Raw genomic sequence first — 24,811 nt, 5'->3', positions numbered from 1 at the left:
GTTACCTAAATAATGGATATGCCCCCCATCCAACCCACTCCAACAAATACGAAAGTTCCCCAACGCCAGCCGCTTTGTCCCCGCTTCCCATGTCACCCCCCACCCCCCGAATCCTCTAATTTCCCAACCCTGCGGGACGCCATCCGATCCTCGACCGCGCCCGCGCTTTAAGCCGGGCCTCCCAGGCACTTACGCGACAGCTGAAAACGGACTTTCTCCTCAACCGTATCCGACTCAAAAAAGCAGGTTACCCCATGCAGTTCAGCAAACTACTGGCAGCTCTTTCCACCCACCCGATCCGCCTGCAAATGGACGAAGGCGACCTGATCATCCTGGGTGACGACGACGCGCTGGATGACGCCCTATGGGACCAACTGATCGCCCACAAACCCCAACTGCTCGACCTCGTCGCCCAACACGGCGGCGACTGGCTCAGCCCGGCTTATCGCATCACCCCGGACATGCTGCCCCTGGTCAACCTCGACCAACCCGCCATCGACCGCATCGTCGCCAGCATCCCCGGCGGGGCGGCGAATGTGCAAGACATCTACCCCCTGGCGCCACTCCAGGAAGGCATGCTCTACCACCACCTGTCAGCCCACCAGGGCGACCCCTATGTGCTGCACGCCCAGTTCGTGTTCGACAGCCGCGCCCGTCTTGAAACTTTCGCCCAGGCCCTGCAATGGGTCATCGACCGCCACGACATCCTGCGCACCTCGATGGCCTGGGAACGCCTGGACGAACCCCTGCAAGTGGTCTGGCGCAAAGCCTCCCTGGTCTGCGAAGAAGCCCGCCTCGATGGCGATGCAATGACCCAACTGCAAGCCCTCTACGATGCGCGCAACTACCGCATGGACCTCGGCCAGGCCCCACTGCTGCGCCTGGTGTTCGCCGAAGACCCGCGCAACCAGCGCGTGGTCGCCATGCTGCTGTTCCACCACACCATCCTCGACCACACCGCCCTTGACGTAGTGCGCCGTGAAATCCAATTGCACCTCGCCGGCCAGACCGAACAGGCCGGCGCTCCGGTACCGTTTCGCAACTACATCGCCCAGGTTCGCCACGGCGTCAGCGAACAGGCTCACGAAGCGTTCTTCCGCGAAATGCTCGCCGACATCGATGAACCGACCCTGCCGTTCGGCCTCCAGGATGTGCAGGGTGACGGCCATGGCATCGATGAAGCCCGGATCGCCGTCGACAGCGATTTGAGCCGTCGCCTGAGGACCCAGGCCAGACCGTTGGGTGTCAGCCCCGCCAGCGTGATGCACCTGGCACTGGCCCAGGTGCTGGGCAAGGTCTCCGCTCGCGAGTCCGTGGTATTTGGCAGCGTGATGCTCGGTCGTATGGGCGCGGGCGAGGGCTCCGACCAGGCCCTGGGCATGTTCATCAACACCCTGCCGCTGCGGGTGGACGTGGGCGAGCAAAGCGTGCGCGACGGGGTACAAACCACCCATAAACGCCTGACCGAATTGCTCAACCACGAACACGCCTCCCTGGCCCTGGCCCAGCGTTGCAGCGGTGTGGCCGCACCCACGCCGTTGTTCAGTGCGATCCTCAACTACCGTCACAGCGATGCCTCGGACACCCAGGCGGTGATCGACATCGCCGAAGGCATCCAGGTGCTGGGCGCCGAAGAGCGCACCAACTACCCGTTGACGGTCAACGTTGATGACCTGGGCGAGGGCTTTGCCTTTACCGTGATGGTGGATGCCTCCATCGGCGCGGCACGTATCGCCGATTACCTGCACACCGCCCTGGACAACCTGGTACTGGCCCTGGAGCAAACGCCAGATGCAGCGTTGCACAGCCTGGGCATCCTGCCTGCCGCCGAACGCCAGCATCTGCTGCACGGCCTCAACGCCTGCACCCAGCACTACGCCGATTCAGCCCTGATTCACCAGCAAGTCGAAGCCCAGGCCGCCAGCCATCCCGAGGCCATCGCGCTGCGCTTTGAACACCAACATCTGAGTTACCGCGAGCTCAACGAACGCGCCAATCAGGTTGCGCACGGCCTGCTCAAGCATGGCATTCGCCCCGACGACCGGGTGGCGATCTGCGTCGAGCGCGGCCTGGAAATGATCATCGGCCTGCTGGGGATTCTCAAGGCCGGGGCGGGCTATGTGCCAATCGATCCGGCCTACCCCCAGGAGCGCATCGCCTACACCCTGCAAGACAGCGCGCCGCTGGCGGTGCTGGTGCAGGGCAACACCCGTCATCTGGTGGGCGATGTCACGTCGATCGACCTCAACAGCCTGCAACACGAGCCCATCGTTAATCCGAATGTTGCGATCAGCCCGTCCAGCCTCGCCTATGTGATCTACACCTCCGGCTCCACCGGCTTGCCCAAGGGAGTGATGATCGAACACCGCAACGTCGCGCGGTTGTTCAGTGCCACCGAGCACTGGTTCAAGTTCAACGCCAGTGATACCTGGGCGCTGTTCCACTCGTTTGCCTTTGACTTCTCCGTGTGGGAAATCTGGGGCGCACTGATGCACGGCGGGCAGTTGCTGGTGGTGCCGCAACTGGTCAGCCGCTCACCGGACGAGTGCTATGCACTGCTCTGTGAAGCCGGTGTGAGCATCCTCAACCAGACGCCGAGCGCGTTCCGCCAATTGATCGCGGCACAGGGCCGCAGCCAGCAACTGCATTCCCTGCGCCAGGTCATCTTCGGCGGTGAAGCCCTGGAACCAGGCATTCTCAAACCGTGGTACGCCCGGGTGACCAACTCGGGTACGCGGCTGGTCAACATGTACGGCATCACCGAAACCACCGTGCACGTGACCTATCGTGCCCTGGAGGCGGCGGACGCGCAGCGGGTGGGCGTGAGCCCGATTGGCGTGCGCATTCCGGATTTGCAGTTGTACGTGCTGGACGCCCGCCGCGAGCCGGTGCCGAGCGGTGTGGTCGGTGAGTTGTACGTCGGCGGCGCCGGCGTGGCGCGGGGTTATCTCAACCGTGATGAGCTGACCGCCGAACGTTTTCTGGCGGACCCCGTCACCGGCCTGCGCCTGTACAAGACCGGAGACCTCGGCCGGCTGCTGGCCGACGGCAGTGTCGAGTACCTGGGGCGCAACGACGACCAGGTGAAGATTCGCGGTTTCCGTATCGAACTGGGGGAAATCGAAGCGCGCCTGGCCAGCTGTGAAGGCGTGCGTGAGGCCGTGGTGATTGCCCGCGAAGACGAGCCGGGCGACAAGCGCCTGGTGGCCTACGTGATTGCCCAGCCTGATCACCTGCCCACCGCCGCCGAGCTGCGGGACCACCTGTTGCTGTCCCTGGCCGAATACATGGTGCCCAGCGCCTTTGTGCTGCTGGACGCGTTCCCGCTCACCACCAACGGCAAGCTCGACCGCAAGGCCTTGCCGGCACCCGATGCCGACGCCCTGGCCCGTCGTGGTTATGAAGCGCCACAAGGCGCGGTGGAAACCGCGATTGCCAGCCTTTGGCAAGACCTGCTGAAAATCGACCGGGTCGGGCGCCAGGACAACTTTTTCGAACTGGGTGGCCACTCCTTGCTGGCGGTCAAGCTGATGGAGCGCATGCGCCAGCTGGAGCTGAGTGCCGATGTGCGGGTGCTGTTCGGCCAGCCGACCTTGGCTGCGCTGGCCGCTGCGGTGGGCGGGCAGCAGGAAGTGCAGGTCCCGGCCAACCTGATCAGCGACGCGACCCGGCACATCACCCCCGACATGCTGCCGCTGGTGGACCTCGACCAGCAGGCCATCGACCATATCGTCGCCAGCGTGCCCGGCGGTATCGGTAACGTGCAGGACATCTACGGCCTGGCCCCGTTGCAGGCCGGCATCCTCTATCACCACCTGGCGACCACCGAAGGCGATCCCTATGTGTTGCAGGTGCAGTTCAGCTTCAGCGGCCATGAGCCGGTCGAGGCGTTTATCCGTGCGCTGCAAAGCGTGATCGAGCGCAACGATATTCTGCGCACCGGCATCATGTGGGAAGGCCTGGACGAGCCGGTGCAAGTGGTACTGCGCCAGGCACTGCTGGTGGTTGAGCAGGTCGACGTGGATCCACACAACGACGTTCTGGCACAACTGCAAGCACGCTTCGACCCGCGCCACTATCGCCTCGACCTGTCCCGTGCCTCGCTGATGCGCTTTGCCTACGCCGAGGATCAGGGCCGTCATGTCGGCATCCTGCTGCTACACCACATCCTGCTGGACCACACCGCGTTGCAGGTGCTGGTGGAAGAAATGAGCGCCAGCCTCGCAGGCCAAACCGGTTTGCTGCCGGACGCCGTGCAATACCGCAACTACGTGGCCCAGGCGCGTCTCGGTGTGAGCGCTGCGCAGCATGAAGCGTTCTTCAGCGAGATGCTCGGCGATATCGACGAGCCGACCCTGGCCTTCGGTTTGCACGACGTGAATCGTGACGGTAGCGGTGTGCGCGAAGCTCACTTGCCCGTGGACCCGGCCCTCAGCCTCGGCCTGCGTGAGCAAGCCCGCCAGCTCGGTGTCAGCGCCGCCAGCCTGGTGCACTTGGCATGGGCGCAAGTCCTCGGCCAGGTATCGGGCCAGGACGAGGTGGTATTCGGCACGGTATTGCTGGGCCGTATGCAAGGCGGCGAGGGCGCCGACCGGGCGCTGGGGATGTTCATCAATACCTTGCCGCTGCGGGTCAGCGTCGGCGCGGTGAGTGTGCAGGGCGGCGTGCGCGCCACCCATGCGCGGCTGGCACAGTTGCTGGGGCATGAGCATGCGTCCTTGTCCCTGGCCCAGCGTTGCAGTGGCGTGTCCGGTGCGCTGCCGCTGTTCAGCACCTTGCTCAACTACCGCCACAGTGCCCCGGGCGAAGCGCCAGGCGCCCGCCCGTTCGCCGACGCCGGGATCGAAATCCTCAGCTCCGAAGAACGCAGCAACTACCCGCTGGTGCTGAACGTCGACGACCTCGGTGTGGGTTTTGCGCTGACGGTGCAAGGCGTGGCCGAGGTGGATGTGCAGCGTGTCGGCGACTACATGCTCGGTGCCTTGCGCAACCTGGTGACGGCGCTGCAACAGGCGCCGACGACGCCGCTGCATCAAGTGTCGATCCTGCCGCCTGCCGAGCGGCATCAAGTGTTGGTGGGTTTCAACGCCACCGCCCGCGACTACCCGGCCGGGAAAACCGTTCACGCTCTCTTCGAAGCCCAGGCCCTGGCCAACCCGGAAACCGTGGCGGTGGTGCACGGCCATGCGTCGCTGAGTTACCGCGATCTCAACCTGCGGGCCAATCGCCTGGCCCACTATTTGATCGATCAAGGCGTGAAGCCGGGGGACAACGTGGTCATCGCGCTGCCACGCTCCATCGACCTGTTGGTCAGCCAGTTGGCGATCCTCAAGTGTGCGGCGGTCTATGTGCCGCTGGACATCAATGCGCCTGAAGAGCGCCAGGCGTTCATGGTGCAGGACAGCCATGCCAAACACGTGCTGAATGACCTCGCTGCGCTGAACCTCGGGACGCAGCCTGCGCATAACCCGAACCTCGCCCAGTCGGCGGAAAGCGTGGCGTACATCATGTACACCTCCGGTTCCACCGGGGCGCCCAAGGGGGTGCAGGTTCCCCATCGCGCCGTCTCCCGATTGGTGATCAACAACGGCTACGCCGACTTCAATCACCGTGACCGTGTGGCCTTCGCCTCGAACCCGGCGTTCGACGCCAGCACCCTCGACGTGTGGGCGCCACTGCTTAATGGCGGCTGCGTGGTGGTGGTCGAGCACGCCACCTTGCTGTCCCAGGCCGCTTTCGCCGCCCTGTTGCAGGAGCAATCCGTCAGCGTGTTGTGGATGACGGCGGGGCTGTTCCACCAATACGCCGATGGGTTGATGCCGATGTTCCGCCAGCTGCGCTACCTGATCGTCGGCGGCGATGTGCTCGACCCGCAGGTGATCGGCCGGGTGCTTGAGCACGGCGCGCCGCAGCATCTGCTGAACGGCTACGGCCCCACCGAAGCCACCACGTTTTCCACCACCTTCGAGATCACGTCAGTGGGTGAGGGCGGTATTCCGATTGGCCGACCCATTGGCAACAGCCGTGCCTACGTGCTGGATGCGCGGCAGCAGCCGGTGCCGCTGGGCGTCGTCGGCGAGCTGTACATCGGTGGCGCGGGCGTGGCCAAGGGGTACCTGAACCAGCCGCAACTGACCGCCGAGAAGTTTATCGTCGACCCGTTCGGCGACGGCCTGCTGTACCGCACCGGCGACCTGGCGAGTTGGCAGGCGGACGGTACCTTGCTGTACCAGGGCCGCAACGACCATCAGCTGAAAATCCGCGGTTTCCGTATCGAGCCCGGTGAAATCGAAAGCTGCCTGGCCAGCTATTCCGGTGTGAGAGACACGGTGGTGCTGGCCCGCGAAGATGAACCCGGCGACAAGCGCCTGGTGGCGTACTACACCGCCCAGGCGCCGCTGAGCATTGAAGCGTTGCGTGCGCACCTGCAAAGCCGGCTGCCGGACTACATGGTGCCGTCGGCCTATGTCTGGCTGGAACTGTTGCCGCTGACCGCCAATGGCAAGCTGGACCGCAAGGGCCTGCCGGCGCCGGATCAGGCGTCGCTGCTCAGCCGTGGTTTCGAAGCCCCCGAGGGTGAGGTGGAAACCCTGCTGGCGCAGATCTGGCAGGACGTATTGAAGGTCGAGCGGGTCGGGCGCTTTGATCACTTCTTTGAGCTGGGCGGCCATTCATTGCTGGCGGTAAGCCTGATCGAACGCATGCGCCAGGCTGGCCTGAGCGCCGATGTGCGGGTGTTGTTCAATCAGCCAAGCCTGGCGGCGTTGGCGGCCGCGGTGGGCAGTGGCCGGGAAATCGTGGTGCCGGCCAACGGCATTGCGCCGGATTGCCAACGCATCACGCCGTCGATGCTGACCCTGGTCACGCTGGATCAAGCGGCCATCGACCGTATTGTGGCCACGGTGCCCGGCGGTGCGGCCAACGTGCAGGACATCTACCCGCTGGCCCCGCTGCAGGAAGGCATTCTTTACCACCACATCAGCGCCGAACAGGGCGACCCGTACCTGCTGCAATCGCGCATGGCGTTTGACAGCGTCGAGCGGTTGCAGGCCTTCATGGGCGCACTGCAAAAAGTCGTGGCGCGCCACGATATCCTGCGCACCAGCGTGGTGTGGGAAGGCTTGGACAGCCCGGTGCAAGTGGTGTGGCGTCATGCCGAGTTGGTCGTACAACACATCCCGCTGGCCCCGGCCGATGGCGACGTGATCGAACAACTGCACGCACGCTTCGATGCCCGCCACTATCGCCTGGACATCACCCAGGCACCGCTGTTGCGCATGGTGTATGCGCAGGACCCGGCCAACCAACGGGTCGCGGCGATCCTGCTGTTCCATCACCTGGCGCTGGACCACACCGCCATGGAAGTGGTCGGCCAGGAAATGCGTGCGTTCCTGTTCAACCAGGCCGATGACTTGCCGGTTGCGGCACCGTTCCGTAACTACGTGGCCCAGGCCCGCCTGGGTGTCAGCGCCCCGGAGCACGAGCAGTTCTTCCGTGACATGCTCGCCGATATTGACGAGCCCACGCTGCCCTTTGGCGTGCAGGATGTGCAGGGCGATGGTCGGGATATCGAAGAGGCCGAGTTGCCCGTCGATGCAGGGCTGGCGCTGCGGATTCGTGAACAGGCGCGGCAACTGGGGGTCAGCGCTGCGAGCCTGATGCACTTGGCCTGGGGCCAGGTGCTCGGCCTCGCGTCGGGCCGTCAGGACGTGGTATTCGGCACCGTATTGATGGGCCGCATGCAAGCCGGCGAAGGCGCCGACCGGGCGCTGGGCATGTTCATCAACACCTTGCCGCTGCGGGTCGAGGTGGGCGCCAGTACGGTACGTGCCGGGGTCAAGGCGACTCACGCCCGGCTCAGCGCGTTGCTGGGTCATGAGCATGCATCCCTGGCGCTGGCCCAGCGTTGCAGCGGCGTGCCGACCTCGATGCCGTTGTTCAGTGCCTTGCTCAACTACCGCCACAGCACCCCGGGCGAAATGGCCCGCGATGGCCACGGCATCTGGGAAGGTGTGCAGTTGCTGGGTGGCGAAGAGCGCAGCAATTACCCGCTGACCTTGAGCGTGGACGACCTGGGCACAGGCTTCGGCCTGACGGTGCTGGCCCTGCAGTCCATCGGTGCGCAGCGCCTGTGCGACTTCATGCACAGTGCGTTGGAGCAACTGGTGGACGCCCTTGAGCAAATGCCGGAAACGCCGCTGAATCAGTTGCCGGTACTGCCTGCTGCCGAGCGGGAAAAACTCCTGCGTACCTTCAATGCCACCGCCCGCGAGTACCCGCAAGGGCACACCTTGCACGCAGCTTTCGAGGCCCAGGCCGAGCGCCTGCCGCAAGCGATTGCGCTGAGCCAGGACGGTCAGCAGTTGACGTACCAACAGCTCAACCAACGCGCCAACCAGTTGGCTCATCACCTGCTGGCGTTGGGCGTGCAGCCCGACGACCGCGTGGCGATCTGCTGCCGACGCGGGCCGCAGATGCTGGTGGGCCTGCTGGCGATTCTCAAGTCGGGTGCGGCCTACGTCCCGGTAGACCCGGCTTATCCGGCCGAGCGCATCGCTTACCTGCTGCAAGACAGTGCCCCGGTCGCGGTACTGGCCGAGGAAAGCACCCGTGGCGTGCTCGGTGATGTGGCCATCGTCGACCTGCATGGCGCGTATGCCGGTGAGAGCAATCCCCAGATCGCCAGCCTGACTCCGGCGAACCTCGCCTACGTGATCTACACCTCCGGCTCCACCGGCCAGCCCAAAGGGGTGATGGTGGAACACCGCACCGTGGAAAACCTGGTGCATTGGCACTGCGAAGCCTTTGACCTGCACGCCCATAGCCACACCAGCAGCGTGGCCGGTTTCGGCTTTGATGCCATGGCCTGGGAAGTCTGGCCGGCGTTGTGCGTGGGGGCGACCTTGCACCTGCCACCGGCCCAGGTGGGCAATGAAAACATCGACGAACTGCTGGCCTGGTGGCTGGCGCAACCGCTGGAGGTGAGCTTCCTGCCGACGCCGGTGGCCGAGTACGCCTTCAGCCAGGATCTTGAACACCCAAGCCTGCGCACCCTGTTGATCGGCGGCGATCGCCTGCGCCAGTTCAACCAGGAGCGCCGTTTCGCGGTGATCAACAACTATGGCCCCACCGAAGCCACGGTGGTCGCCACCTCTGGCCGCGTGTACACCGGTCAGCCGCTGCATATCGGCAAGCCGATGGCCAATGCCACGGTGTACCTGCTTGACGAGCAACAACGTCCGGTGCCGGTGGGTGTGGCAGGCGAGTTGTATGTGGGCGGTCGCGGCGTGGCCCGTGGGTATTTGAATCGCCCGGACTTGACCGCCGAACGCTTCCTCGATGACCCGTTCAACCCGGGCCGCCTGTACCGCACCGGCGACCTGGCGCGCTGGCTGCCGGATGGGAATATTGAATACTTGGGCCGCAACGACGACCAGGTAAAAGTCCGGGGTGTGCGCATCGAGCTGGGGGAAATCGAAACCCGCCTGGCCGCCGTCGACGGTGTCAAGGAAGCCGTGGTGCTGGTGCGCGACGGCCGCTTGGTCGCCTGGTTCACCGAACAAAAACCGCTGGATATCGAAACCCTGCGCGCCGAGCTGCACAGCCAACTGCCCGAGGCCATGGTGCCGGTGGCCTACGTGAAGCTCGACAGCTGGCCCCTGACCGCCAACGGCAAGCTCGACCGCAAGGCCCTGCCGGCGCCGGATCAGGCCGCCATGCTCAGTCGTGAATACGAAGCGCCACAAGGCGAAGTCGAAACCACCCTGGCGCAGATGTGGGCCGAGGTGTTGCAGGTGGAACAAGTGGGTCGTCATGACCACTTCTTTGAGCTGGGTGGCCATTCATTGCTGGCGGTGAGTCTGATCGAGCGCATGCGCCAGGTCGGCCTGAGCGCCGATGTGCGGGTGCTGTTCAGTCAGCCGACATTGGCCGCTTTGGCGGCGGCGGTGGGCAGTGGCCGGGAAGTGCCGGTGCCGGTCAATGGCATTGCTGCCGATTGCCAGCGCATCACGCCTTCGATGCTGTCGCTGGTGGAGCTGGATCAGCCGACCATCGACCAGATCGTCGCCAGCGTGCCAGGCGGCGCCGCCAACGTGCAGGACATTTATCCGCTGGCGCCGTTGCAGGAAGGGATTTTCTACCACCACATCAGTGCGCAGCAGGGTGATCCGTACCTGCTGCAATCGCACCTGGCGTTTGACAGCCTCGAGCGTTTGCAGGCGTTTGCCCGGGCGTTGCAGTCGGTGATCAACCGCCACGATATCTTGCGCACCGGCGTGGTCTGGGAAGGCTTGCAACAGCCACTGCAAGTGGTATGGCGCCAGGCTGAGCTGTCGGTGCAGGCGGTGCAGGCGGTGCAGGTGGGCACCGGTGATGTGCTGGCGCAGCTGCATCGTCAGTTTGATCCTCGTCACTACCGTGTGCCGATGTCCCAGGCCCCGCTGGTGCGCCTGGTGTATGCCGAAGATCCGCGCCAGCAGCGGGTGGTAGCGATTCTGCTGTTCCACCATATCGCCCTCGACCACACGGCGCTGGACGGCGTGCGTCACGAGATGCAAGCCAGCCTGCTGGGCCAGCCCGAAATCACCGACGAAGCCACGCCGTACCGCAATTACGTGGCCCAGGCCCGACTGGGGGTGACTGAGCAGGAGCACGAAGCGTTCTTCCGCGAGATGCTGGGGGATATCCATGAGCCTACGTTGCCGTTCGGCCTTCAGGATGTGCAGGGCGATGGCAGTGCCATCGAAGAAGCCTGTGAAGCGTTATCACCGGCCTTGACCCAGCGCCTGCGCACTCAGGCACGGTTGCTGGGGGTCAGCGCTGCCAGCATGTTCCACCTTGCCTGGGCGCAGGTGTTGGCCTGCACTTCGAGCCAGGACACCGTGGTGTTTGGCACCGTGTTGCTGGGCCGTATGCAGGGCGGCAAGGGCAGCGACCGGGCGTTAGGGATGTTCATCAATACCTTGCCGTTGCGGGTGGATGTCGGCGGCATCGGTGCGCGTGCGGCGGTAAAGGCGACCCATGCGCGCCTGACCGCGCTGTTGGGGCATGAGCATGCCTCCCTGGCGCTGGCCCAGCGTTGCAGTGGAGTGGCGGCGCCGTTGCCGTTGTTCAGCGCCATGCTCAACTATCGCCACAGCGACAGCCAGCAAGCGGCGGTGTCCCCGGCCTGGCAGGGGATCGAAACCCTGGCCAGTGAGGAACGCACTAACTACCCGCTGACCTTGAACGTGGATGACCAGGGCGACGGATTCCGGTTGACCGCGATGACCCCCGCGCAAATTGGCGCGCAGCGTATTTGCGGTTATATGCAGGCGGCGTTGCACGGGCTGGTGGAAGCGCTGGAGCAATCCCCGCAATTGCCGCTGGATCGCCTGTCGATCCTCGGCCCGCAGGAGCGCGAGCAACTGCTGTTAGGGTTCAACGCCACCGAGGTTGCCTACAACCTCGATCAGACCCTTCACGGCCTGTTCGAAGCCCAGGTTGAACGCACCCCCGATGCGCTGGCGGTGAAAGCGGGTGATCAACACCTGAGCTACCGCGAACTGAACGCGCGCGCCAATCAGTTGGCCCATCATCTGCGTGACCTTGGGGTACAGCCGGATTCGCGGGTAGCGATGTGTGTGGAGCGTGGCCTGGAGATGGTCATCGGCCTGTTCGCCATTCTCAAGGCCGGTGGTGGTTATGTACCGCTGGACCCGGCGTATCCGCTGGAGCGAATCGCCTACATGCTGCAAGACAGCGCGCCGGCGGCGGTGCTGGTGCAGGGCGAAATCCGTTCGCTGCTGGGGGATGTGGCGGTACCCGTGGTGGATCTGGACCGGAACACCTGGGAGCACCAGCCGCTGTCCAACCCACACGTCGACGGGCTGACCCCGCAGCATCAGGCCTACGTGATCTACACCTCCGGTTCCACCGGCCAGCCCAAGGGTGTGATCAACGAGCATGCAGGCGTGGTCAACCGCTTGCTGTGGATGCAGGACGCCTACGGCCTGACCGCCAGCGACGCGGTCTTGCAGAAGACCCCGTTCAGCTTTGACGTGTCGGTGTGGGAATTCTTCTGGCCCCTGTTCACCGGGGCCCGGTTGGTCATGGCGCGCCCTGGCGGGCACAAGGACCCGGCCTACCTGTGCGAGGTGATCGAAGCTGAACAGATCACCACCTTGCACTTCGTACCGTCGATGCTCGACGTGTTCCTGGCCCACGGCGATGTCAGCCAGAGCGCCGGGCTGTTGCGGGTGATGTGCAGCGGTGAGGCCTTGCCCGGCAGCCTGGTGCGACGCTTCAAGCAGCAGTTGCCAGGCATCGGTTTGTACAACCTCTATGGCCCGACCGAAGCGGCGGTGGATGTGACCGCGTGGAACTGCGCAAGGCCCCTGGTGCCGGACAACACGCCTATCGGCAAACCGATTGCCAATACCCGTATGTACCTGCTGGACGCCCGGTTGCAGCCGGTGCCCTTGGGCGTGGTCGGCGAGCTGTTCATCGGTGGTGTTCAGGTCGCTCGCGGCTACCTGCACCGTCCTGAACTCACCGCCGAACGCTTCCTCAAGGACCCGTTCACTGCTGGCCGCATGTACCGCACCGGCGACGTCGGGCGCTACCTGCCGGATGGCAATATCGAGTACCTGGGCCGCAATGACGACCAGGTGAAAATCCGTGGCCTGCGCATCGAGCTGGGGGAAATCCAGGCGCGGCTGACCGAATACCCGCAAGTCAATGAAGCGGCGGTGTTGGCCCGGGACGAGCGCCTGGTGGCGTACTACACCGGCGTGCAGGCGGATATCGAACAGTTGCGAGCCCACCTGCTGTCGCGTTTGCCGGACTTCATGGTGCCGGCGGTATTCGTGCACCTGGCGGCCTTGCCGTTGAGCCCCAACGGCAAACTCGACCGCAAGGCGCTGCCGGCGCCAGGTGTGGAGTCGCTGATCGTGCGCGAGTACGAAGCCCCGGTGGGCGACACGGAAATCACCCTGGCGCGCTTGTGGGCCGAACTGCTGAAAGTGGAGCGGGTCGGGCGCCATGACAATTTCTTCGAACTGGGCGGGCACTCGCTGCTGGCCGTCAGCTTGATCGGGCGCTTGCGTCAGGAAGGCATGGAAGCCGATGTGCGGGGGCTGTTCGAACAGCCGACCCTGGCGGGCTACGCCGCAATTACCGAACGAATGGAGATCGTCCTGTGAGCATCATTGAACTGTTGGCGACACTCAAGGCCAAGGATGTACAACTGGCGCTCAAGGGCGATCAGTTGTCGGTGCAGGGCAACAAACAGGCCCTGAGTGACCCGGCATTGGTGGCCTCGCTGCGGGAACACAAGCCGGCGCTGATCGAGCTGATCAAGGCCGGAGAGTACTCGGCCACCAAGGCCGGTGAAGTCGAAGTGCCGGCCAATGGCATTCCCGCAGGCGCCCAGCGGATTACGCCAGCGATGCTGACGCTGTCGAGCCTGAGCCAGGCCTCGATTGACCGCATCATCGAGACCGTCGACGGCGGCGCGGCCAACGTGCAGGACATCTACCCGCTGGCCCCGCTGCAGGAAGGCATTCTTTATCACCATGTGAGTGCCGAACACGGCGACCCCTACGTCATGCAGTCGCAGTTCGCCTTCGACAGCCTTGAGCGTTTCAAGGGGTTTGCCCAGGCGTTGCAGGGCGTGATGGACCGTCATGACATCCTGCGCACCGCCGTGATCTGGGAGGGCCTGGAAGAGCCTTCGCAAGTGGTATGGCGCGCGGCGCGATTGCCGGTGCAACGGATTGAACTGAACCCCGCCGACGGGGATATCGCGACCCAGTTGCATGGCCTGTTTGATGGCCGTCACTACCGCCTGGACGTCACCCGTGCACCGCTGGTGCGCCTGGTAGGCGCCTGGGACGAAGCCCGGCAGCGCATGGTTGCCTTGCTGCTGTTCCACCACATGGCCCTGGACCACAGCGCCCTGGACGTGGTGCGCCACGAAATGCAGGCCTACTTGCAGGGCCACGGGGATCGGTTGGGCCAGGCGGTGCCGTTTCGCAACTACGTGGCCCAGGCACGCCTGGGGATCAGCGAGCAGCAACACGAAGCGTTCTTTCGCGAAATGCTCGGGGACATCACTGAGCCGACCTTGCCGTTTGGTTTGCAGGATGTGCAGGGCGATGGCCAGGAGATTGCCGAAGTCGACTGGCCGTTGCCGCCAGCGCTCAATCAACGCTTGCGGGCCCAGGCACGGCAGTTGGGGGTGAGTGCCGCCAGCCTGTTCCATATGGGCTGGGCGCAGGTATTGAGTGCCTTGGCAGGCAAGGCGCAGGTGGTGTTCGGCACCGTCTTGATGGGCCGCATGCAGGGCGGGCACGCCACGGACCGGGCCCTGGGCATTTTCATCAATACCTTGCCGTTTCGCGTGGATGTCGGCGCCGAGACGGTGCGTGCCGGGGTCAAGGCCACGCACGCCCGGCTGACCACCTTGCTGCGTCATGAACACGCCGCCCTGGCCCTGGCCCAGCGTTGCAGCGGGGTGGCGGCGCCGACGCCGCTGTTCAGCGCATTGCTCAACTATCGCCACAGTGGCTCGGGCACCAGCACCGACGCGGCGGCGGCCTGGCAGGGCATCGAGATCTTGAGCTCCGAGGAGCGCACCAACTACCCGCTGACCTTGAGTGTCGATGACCTGGGAGACGGGTTTATCCTGCGCTTGTTGGCGAGTACCCAGGTCGATCCGCAGGCTGTTTGTGGTTATGTGCAAACGGCCCTGGAAAACCTGGTACAGGCGCTGGAACAGGCGCCCGACACTCCGTTGAATCTTCTGTCGGTGTTGCCCGAGGCTGAGCAGCGGCACCTGCTGGAGCACCTTAACGCGACAGCGGCCGACTTCCCCCAAGGCACCACCCTGCACGGGCGTATCGAAGCGCAGACGTCGCTGACCCCGGACGCGGTGGCTGCGGTGTATCAAGGCCGTCAGCTGACCTACGGCGAATTGAACCAACAAGCCAACCTGCTGGCCCATCACCTGCTGGCCCTGGGGGTAAAACCCGACGACCGTGTGGCCATCGTCGCCCGGCGCGGGCTGGACACCCTGGCCGGATTGCTGGCGATCCTCAAGGCCGGTGCCTGCTACGTACCGGTGGACCCGTCGCACCCGGCCGAGCGCCTGAGCTACCTCCTCAGCGACAGCGCCCCGGTCGCGGTGCTGACGCAACACGCCCTGCTGGAGCGCCTGCCTGCACTCGACGTGCCGGTGATCAACCTGGACCGTTTTACCTGGCATCACCATACGGCCAGCAACCCGCACGTCGCTGTCACACCGTCCAACCTGGCCTACGTGATCTACACCTCCGGCTCCACCGGCCTGCCCAAAGGCGTGATGGTGGAACACCACACCGTGGCCAACCTGGTGGACTGGCATTGCACCGCGTTTGACCTGTGCGCCGGCCGGCATACCGCCAGCGTTGCCGGTTTCGGCTTTGACGCGATGGCCTGGGAAGTCTGGCCGGCCCTGTGCGTGGGCGCGACCTTGCACCTGCCGCCGGCCCACGACGGCTCTGAAGACATCGACGCGCTGCTGGACTGGTGGCGCGCGCAACCGCTGGACGTGTGTTTCCTGCCCACGCCGGTGGCCGAATATGCCTTCAGCCAGCACATCGAACACCCGACCCTGCGCACCTTGCTGATTGGCGGCGACCGCCTGCGCCAGTTCACCCGGGCCCAGCGTTTCGAGGTGATCAACAACTACGGCCCCACCGAAGCCACGGTGGTCGCCACCTCCGGGCGGATTGAGCCCGGTCAGCCGTTGCACATCGGCAAGCCCATTGCCAATGCCACGGTTTACCTGCTGGACGAACAGCAGCGCCCGGTGCCCTTGGGGGTTGCCGGTGAACTGTATGTGGGCGGCAAGGGCGTGGCGCGGGGTTATCTCAACCGTCCGGAAATGACCGCCGAACGCTTCCTGGATGACCCTTTCAACCCCGGCCGCCTGTACCGTACCGGCGACCTGGCGCGCTGGTTGCCGGACGGGAACATTGAGTACCTGGGCCGCAACGACGACCAGGTGAAAATCCGTGGCGTGCGCATCGAACTGGGAGAAATCGAAACCCGCCTCAACCAGTTGCCCGGTCTCCAGGAAGTGGTGGTGCTGGCCCGTGAAGACCAGCCCGGCCAGCCCCGGCTGGTGGCTTACTTCACCGAAAACCCGCAGTTCGATGCCCTCGATGTGGGCGATATTCGTGCGCATCTGGTGGCCCACCTGCCGGACTACATGGTCCCGGTGGCCTACGTAAAACTCGATGCATTGCCCCTGACCGCCAACGGCAAGCTGGACCGCAAGGCCCTGCCAAAGCCGGACCTGGCCGCCGTCTTCACTCGCGAGTACGAAGCGCCTCATGGCGATATCGAAACCGTCCTCGCGCAGATTTGGGCCGACGTGTTGCAGGTGGAACGCGTGGGGCGCCAGGATCATTTCTTTGAGTTGGGCGGCCATTCGTTGCTGGCCATGCGCATGGTGTCCCAGGTTCGCCAGCGCCTTGGGGTTGATCTGGCGCTGGGGGAACTGTTCGCCAATGCCGAACTGGCCGCCGTGGCGCAAGTGCTTGCCCAGGCCGGGCGCAGTACCTTGCCGGATATCCTGCCGGCGGCGCGGGACACGGCGTTGCCGTTGTCGTTTGCCCAGCAACGCCTGTGGTTTCTGGCGCTGATGGAGGGTGCCAACACCGCCTACAACATTCCTATCGGCCTGCGCTTGCGTGGGCAGTTGCACGTCGACGCGCTGCAACGGGCCCTGGCGCGGATCGTTGCGCGGCATGAAACCTTGCGCAGCCGTTTCGCCCAGCAGGATGACGACGCCCAGGTGCTGATCGTGCCGCCTGAAGAGGTGATGCCCCTGCAAGTGCAGGACCTGCGCCGCCACCCCGAAGCACAGCAGGTGCTGGACGCGTTGATCCAGGGCGAAGCCTCGGCGCCCTTCGATTTGCAGCGCGGCCCGCTGTTGCGCGGGCGCCTGGTGATCATGGCCGACGATCACCACGTGTTGCTGTTGACTATCCACCACATCGTGTCCGATGGCTGGTCCATGGGCGTGCTGACCCGCGAACTGATGGCGCTGTACCAAGCCTTCAGCCGTGGTGAGGCTGACCCATTGCCGCCATTGCCGATCCAGTACAGCGACTTCGCCGTGTGGCAGCGCCTGTGGCTCAGCGGCGAAGTGCTGCATCGCCAGAGCAGCTATTGGCAGCAAACCCTGGCCGGTGCGCCGGCGTTGCTGATGTTGCCGACCGACCGCCCGCGTCCGGCCCAGCAGGACTACGCCGGCAGCAGCGTTGACGTGCGCCTGGATGAGCGCCTGACCGCCGGGCTCAAGGCCCTCAGCCAGCGCCACGGCACCACGCTGTACATGGTGATGATGACGGCGTGGGCCTCGTTGCTCGCGCGTTTGGCCGGGCAGGAGGAAGTGGTGATCGGTTCCCCCGTCGCCAACCGCCAGCGGGCCGAGGTGGAAGGCTTGATCGGGTTGTTCGTCAACACCCTGGCGGTGCGCATCGATACCTCGGGCGAGTTGAGTGCCGAGGCGCTGCTGGCGCGGGTCAAGGGGCTGGCCCTGGACGCCCAGGCTCATCAGGATTTGCCGTTTGAGCAGGTGGTGGAAATCACCCGGCCATTGCGCAGCCTGGCCCATAGCCCGCTGTTCCAGACAATGTTGACCTGGCAGGACAGTGACGCGCCGGTACTGGCCCTGGGCGATCTGAGCCTTGAAGGGATTGTGGAGGACAGTCACTTTGCCAAGTTTGACCTGTCCCTGAACCTCGGCGAGACCCGGGGAGAAATTCGCGGCACCCTGGAATACGCCATCGCGTTGTTTGATGAGTCGACCATGCAGCGTTACGTCGGCTATTTCACCCGCGTGCTGCAGGCCATGGTGGATAACGATCAGGCGGTACTGGAACAGGCTGACTTGCTGGACGATCAGGAGCGCCAGCACCTGCTGTTCGACTTCAACGACACCGCCGTCGACTACAACCTAGACCAGACGCTGCACGGTATGTTCGAAGCCCAGGTTGCGCGAACGCCGGATGCGCTTGCGGTGAAGGCAGGCTCGGAGTGCCTGAGTTATCGCGAGCTGAACGAACGGGCCAATCAGTTGGCGCACCATCTGCGTGAGCTGGGTGTACAGCCGGATTCGCGGGTGGCGATTTGCGTCGAGCGCGGCCTGGAGATGGTCGTCGGCCTGTTCGCGATCCTCAAGGCGGGCGGCGGTTATGTGCCGCTGGACCCGGCGTATCCGCTGGAGCGTATCGCCTACATGCTGCAAGACAGCGCACCGGCCGCCGTGCTGGTGCAGGGCGAAACCCGTTCTCTGCTGGGCGACGTGACGGTGCCGGTGGTGGACCTGGACCTGAACACCTGGCAGCACCAGGCAACGTCCAACCCACGAGTGGATGGGCTGACCGCGCAGCATCAGGCCTACGTGATCTACACCTCGGGTTCCACCGGCCAACCGAAGGGCGTGATCAACGAGCACGCAGGCGTGGTCAACCGCCTGCTGTGGATGCAGGACGAGTACGGGCTGACTGCCCAGGACAGGGTGTTGCAGAAAACCCCGTTCAGCTTCGATGTGTCGGTGTGGGAGTTTTTCTGGCCGCTGTTCACCGGCGCCCGGTTGGTGATGGCGCGTCCAGGCGGGCATAAAGACCCGGCCTACCTGTGTGATGTGATCGAGTCCGAGCAGATCACCACACTGCACTTTGTGCCTTCGATGTTGGACGTGTTCCTGGCCCACGGCGACGTCAGCCAGAGCGCCGGGCTGGTGCGGGTGATGTGCAGCGGCGAAGCGTTGCCCGGCAGCCTGGTGCGCCGTTTCAAACAGCAGTTGCCGGGCATCGGTTTGTACAACCTCTACGGCCCGACGGAAGCGGCGGTGGACGTGACGGCGTGGGATTGCGCCGGGCCTGTCACGCCGGACAACACCCCCATCGGCAAGCCGATCGCCAACACCCGCATGTACCTGCTGGACGGGCAGTTGCAGCCGGTGCCATTGGGCGTGGTGGGCGAGTTGTTCATCGGTGGCGTGCAAGTGGCGCGGGGTTACTTGCACCGCCCTGAGCTGACGGCCGAACGCTTCCTCAAGGACCCGTTCAGCGACGGCCGGATGTACCGCACCGGCGACGTCGGGCGCTACCTGCCGGAGGGCACCATCGAGTATTTGGGCCGCAACGATGACCAGGTAAAAATCCGTGGGCTGCGCATCGAGCTGGGTGAGATTCAGGCGCGACTGCTGCAATACCCGCAGATCAACGAAGCCGCCGTGGTGGCCCGCGATTCACGGCTGGTGGCTTACTACACCGGCGTGCAGGCCGACATCGATGCCCTGCGCAACCACCTGCTGGAGCAATTGCCGGACTACATGGTACCGGCGACCTTCATGCACCTGGAGGCCTTGCCCCTGAGTCCCAACGGCAAGCTCGACCGCAAGGCATTGCCGGTACCGGGCCTGGAATCGGTGATCGCCCGGGAATACGTCGCGCCCGTGGGTGAAACCGAAATCACCCTGGCCGGCCTCTGGGCTGATTTGCTCAAGGTGGAGCAGGTGGGGCGGCATGACAACTTCTTCGAGCTGGGCGGCCACTCGCTGCTGGCCGCCAGCCTGATCGGCCGCATGCGCCGGGTCGGGTTGTCGGCGGATGTGAAAGTGTTGTTTGGCCAGCCCACGCTGGCTGCGTTGGCGGCTGCCGTGGGGGGTGGGCGCGAAGTGGTGGTGCCGGCCAATGGGATTGCTGCGGATTGCACGCGGATCACCCCGGACATGCTGACGCTGGTGAGCCTGGAGCAACCCGCCATCGACCGCCTTGTCGCGAGCATTCCCGGCGGCGCGGCCAACGTGCAGGACATCTACCCGCTGGCGCCGTTGCAGGCCGGGATCCTGTATCACCATCGCGCAGTGCAACAGGGTGACGCGTACCTGTTGCAGGCGCAGTTCGCCTTCGCCAGCCTTGAACGCGTTGAAGCGTTTGCCCAGGCGTTGCAGGCGGTGATCGAGCGGCAGGACATCCTGCGCTCGTCGATGCACTGGGACGGGCTGGAAGAACCGGTGCAAGTGGTGTGGCGCCGGGCGTCGTTGCAGGTCGAGGCGATTCAGGCGACGGGCAATGTGCTGGAGCACTTGCAGGCGCGCTTCCATCAGCACCGGCTGGACCTGGGGCAGGCGCCGTTGATGCGCCTGGTGTACGCCGAGGACCCGGCCAACCAACGGGTGGTTGCGTTGTTGCTGTTCCATCATCTGGTGATGGACCACGTGGCGCTGGAAGTCCTGCAGCACGAGATGCAAGCCTGTCTGTTGGGCCGTCGCGAGCAGTTGGGTGCGGCGGTGCCGTATCGCAACTATGTGGCGCAGACGCGCTTGGGCATGCGTGAGGACGAGCACGAAGCCTTCTTCCGCGAGATGCTCGGGGAGATTGATGAGCCGACGCTGGCGTTGAATGCACCGGGTGAAGCACAGCAGGCACGCCTGAGCGTTGACCCGCTGCTGAGCGGGCGCCTGCGCACCCTGGCGCGTCACCTTGGGGTCAGTGCGGCGAGCCTGATGCACCTGGCTTGGGCGCAGGTATTGGGCAAGGTTTCCGGCCGTGAGCAGGTGGTGTTCGGTACCGTGTTGCTGGGCCGGTTGCAGGGCGGTGAAGGCGCCGAGCGCGCATTGGGCGTGTTCATCAATACCTTGCCGCTGCGGATCGACCTGGGTGAGCGCACGGTGCACGCGGCGCTGATGGCGACCCATGCCAGCCTGACCCAACTGCTCAGTCACGAGCATGCGCCACTGGCCCTGGCTCAGCGTTGCAGCGGGCTGCCGGCCAATACACCGCTGTTCAGCGTGCTGTTCAACTATCGGCACAGTGCGCCGCACGCTGGTGGGGTGGCTGAAGCCTGGCAGGGCATGCAAGTGCTCAAGGCCGAGGAACGCACCAACTTTGCACTGTCCCTGAGTGTCGACGACCTGGGTGACGGGTTTGGCTTTGATGTCATGGGGCAGGGCGCGCTACGCCTCTGTGAGTACCTGCATGTCGCCCTGGAACACCTGGTGCAGGCCCTGGAGCAAAATGCAGCGGGCCCAATCAGCCAACTGTCGATTCTGCCGCCGGCGGAGCGTGAAAAACTGCGGGTGGAGTTCAACGCCACCCAACGGGAGTTCCCTCGCGAACATACCGTGCAGCGCCTGTTCGAAGCCCAGGCCCAGGCGCGCCCGAGCGCCATCGCTGTGGTGCATGGCGAGGACAGCCTGACTTACGGTGCGCTGAACACCCGTGCCAACCAACTGGCCCATCACCTGCGCACCCTGGGCGTGCAGCCCGGCGACCACGTGGCGATCCTGCTGCCGCGCTCGATTGACCTGCTGCTCAGTCAACTGGCAATCCTGAAATGCGCGGCGGCCTACGTGCCGCTGGACATCAACGCCCCGGCCGAGCGCCAGGCCTTTATGGTTCAGGACAGCGGCGCGGTCTGGCTGCTGACCCACAGCAGCGAGTCCGTCGAGTACCCGGCCCGACGTATCGACCTCGACACCCTGGCGCTGGACCCGCAACCGAGCCACAACCCGGACCTGTCGCAGGCCTCGGAGCGCGTGGCGTACATCATGTACACCTCCGGCTCCACCGGCACCCCCAAAGGCGTGCTGGTACCGCACCGGGGCATTACGCGGCTGGTGATCAATAACGGCTACGCCGATTTCAACGCCCACGACCGCGTGGCGTTCGCCTCCAACCCGGCGTTCGACGCGAGCACCATGGACGTGTGGGGGCCGCTGCTCAACGGCGGCCAGGTGCTGGTGATCGACCCTGCCACCTTGCTCGACCCGGGTGCGTTTGGTCGTGCATTGAAGGCGGGCGAGGCTACGGTCCTGTTCGTCACTACCGCGCTGTTCAACCAGTACGTGCAGCTGATTCCCGACGCGTTGGCCGGGCTGCGCATCCTGTTGTGCGGCGGCGAACGGGCGGACCCGTCGGCATTCCGCAGCCTGCTCGCCCGGGCGCCGGCGCTGCGTCTGGTGCACTGCTACGGCCCGACGGAAACCACCACCTACGCCACCACCTATGAAGTGCAGGCGATCGCCGCCGATGCTGAAAGCGTGCCGATCGGCAGGCCGATTTCCAACACGCAGATTCACGTGCTGGACGCGCACCTGCAGCCGGTGCCGCTGGGTGTGGTCGGGGAAATCTGCATTGGCGGGCACGGCGTGGCCAAGGGGTATCTGAACCGGCCGGAGCTGACGGCCGAAAAATTCGTCGATGACCCGTTTGGCGATGGTTTGCTCTACCGCACCGGCGACCTTGGGCGCTGGTCGGCGGACGGGTTGCTGGAATGCATCGGGCGTAATGACGACCAGGTGAAGATCCGTGGTTTCCGCATCGAGTTGGGTGAGATCGAAGCGCGCCTGGCGACCTGCAGCGGCATCAAGGATGTGGTGGTGCTGGCACGAGAAGATGCCCCAGGGGACAAGCGCCTGGTGGCGTACTACACCGGCGAGCCGCTCGCCGTTGACGTTCTGCGCAGCCATCTGCTGCAGCACCTGCCGGACTACATGGTGCCCTCGGCCTATGTGCCGCTGGAAAAAATGCCCCTGACGGCCAACGGCAAAGTCGACCGCAAGGCCCTGCCGGTGCCCGCGATGGAAGCGCGGGTAAGCCGTGTGTTTGAAGCCCCGGCCAATGAACTGGAACAGACCCTGGCCCGCCTCTGGGGCGAAGTGTTGAGGTTGGAGCAGGTCGGTCGGCACGACAGTTTCTTTGAACTGGGTGGGCATTCGTTGCTGGCGATCCGGCTGGTCAACCTGATGGAAGAGGCGGGGCTTGAAGTGTCGTTGGCCGAGCTGTTCCAGCATGCCAGCGTCGCTTCGGTCGCCTCGATGCTGGGTCAGCGTACGACGCGGGAAGACGACAGCTCGCTGATCACCGTGCGCGCCAGCGGCAGCCAGCCGCCATTGTTCCTGGTGCATGAATTCAGCGGCATGGACGTGTATTTCCCGGCGCTGGGCCGGCATCTGCCGGGGGATTACCCGATCTACGGCTTGCCCGGTGCGCCCCTCGGTGAACCGCAGTTGCAGACCATGGAAGGCCTGGCGGCGCGGCTGGTGGGGATCATTCGGTCGGTGCAGCCCCATGGGCCGTATCGGCTGGCGGGTTGGTCGTTCGGCGGGGTGTTGGCCTATGAAGTGGCGATGCAACTGCAGGGTCTGGACGAGCCGGTGGCGTTCCTCGGGTTGATCGACAGCTACGTGCCGCGCATGACCGACCAGGGCAAGGCGCGTTGGGCCGGACCGGATGCCCTCAAGCGGCATTTGCTGTTGCAGTGCATGGCGTATTGGAAGGCACAGGGAGGTGTGGATGAGTTGGCGAGCCTTGAGCAACTGGAAGCGCAGATTGGACAGCTGGATTTTGCTGGGCTGTTGCAACGCTGCCGCGATCGGCATTTGTTGTACGCGCAGATGGCGGCGGCTTCGGACGCGGACTTGTTGAGTTTTATCGAGCGGGAAGTCGGGCATGGGCACGCGCTGGCGCATTACAGCCTGTTCCCGATGCCGTTGGCGGTGCACCTGTTCAGCGCCGCAGAGCGGCCGACGGAGCTGTCGCGGCGCAGCCTGGATTTGGGTTGGGATGAAGCGTTGGCCCCTGGGCAACTGCGCCAGGTTGAAGTGCCGGGGGATCACCAGAGCATGATGCAGGCACCGCATATCCAGGCGTTGGGGCAGGCGCTGGGTGAGGCCCTGGCCTTGAGTGAGGCGCCGAGTGTTGCGGTGCATCAGCCGTTGTTACGGATCCAGAGTGGCCGCGCCGGGCATGCGCCGATTTTCTGTGTGCCGGGGGCGGGGGATAGCGTGACCGGGTTTGTGGGGTTGACCGAGGCGCTGGGCCGGGACTGGCCGATCTTTGGCTTGCAGCCCCGTGGGCTGGATGGAGAAGCGGTGCCACACAGCCAGGTCGAGGCGGCGGCGCGCTGTTATTTGCAGGCCTTGGAGCAGGAATGTCCTTCGGGGCCGGTGCATCTGGTTGGGCATTCGTTTGGCGGCTGGGTGGTATTTGAGATGGCGACGCGGTTACAGGCCCAGGGGCGTGAGGTGGCGTCGTTGACGTTGATCGACAGCGAGGCGCCCGGCGGGAATGGGGTGGTGGGACGGCCCTATACCACGACGGCGGCGTTGTTGCGGCTGATTGAGTCGATGCAGGTGGCTTCGGGTAAGTCCCTGGGGATTGATGCGGTGGATTTTGCCGGGAGGGATGAGGTGGAGCAGCGGCGGTTGTTGCATGGGGGGATGGTGGGGGTTGGGTTGTTGCCGGCGCGGTCTTCGGTCGAGGCGATGGATGGGCCGGCGCGCACGTATGCGTCGGCGTTGCGTACGGTTTATCGGCCTGGTCGGCGGTATGAAGGGGTGGTGCGGTTGGTGTTGGCGGAGGACCCGACCCTGGACGCGGCGGGGAATCAGCGGGAGCAGGGGTTGATGGTTGAGGGGTGGCGCCAGTGCACCGGGTCGTTGGAGGTGTGGTATGGGCCGGGGAATCATTTTTCGCTGCTCAAGGCGCCCAACGTCTTTAGTTTGGCGGCTTGGTGGCGGGATGGGGTTGTGGTTGGGGAGCGGGTTTTGTGAGGGCTTTTGATGGTGTACATATCCGTTGCTGCGGTAACGGCTACTTAGGGTTCCGCTCTTACAGCGGGTCACTTTTGGCAAACGTCTGTAGGAGCGAGCTTGCTCGCGAAAAACCTGAGGGCGCCGCGTTCATTCAGGATGCCCACGTCATGGTTAACGACCTTCGCGAGCAAGCCCGCTCCCACATTTGGACCGTGCCCGCTTTAGCTTTCG

General features: G+C 64.8%; 2 protein-coding genes. Both read left to right on the top strand.

From position 1 onward, the window contains the following. Positions 1-254: 254 nt before the first annotated feature. On the top strand, positions 255-13,184 hold the full coding sequence (locus LIY45_RS23250; protein WP_226477741.1) for a non-ribosomal peptide synthetase: 12,930 nt from the start codon (positions 255-257) through the stop codon (positions 13,182-13,184). Continuing rightward, a complete protein-coding gene (locus tag LIY45_RS23245) occupies positions 13,181-24,598 on the top strand; it encodes a non-ribosomal peptide synthetase (protein WP_226477740.1) in 11,418 nt (3,805 codons plus the stop codon). The genes LIY45_RS23250 and LIY45_RS23245 overlap by 4 nt, the downstream gene beginning before the upstream one ends. The last annotated feature ends 213 nt before the right edge of the window (positions 24,599-24,811 follow it).

Source organism: Pseudomonas sp. MWU16-30323 (assembly GCF_020515595.1).
Taxonomy (GTDB): domain Bacteria; phylum Pseudomonadota; class Gammaproteobacteria; order Pseudomonadales; family Pseudomonadaceae; genus Aquipseudomonas; species Aquipseudomonas yamanorum.
Note: the sequence above shows the minus strand (reverse complement) of the source record. Positions and strands in the feature narration are given on the sequence as shown.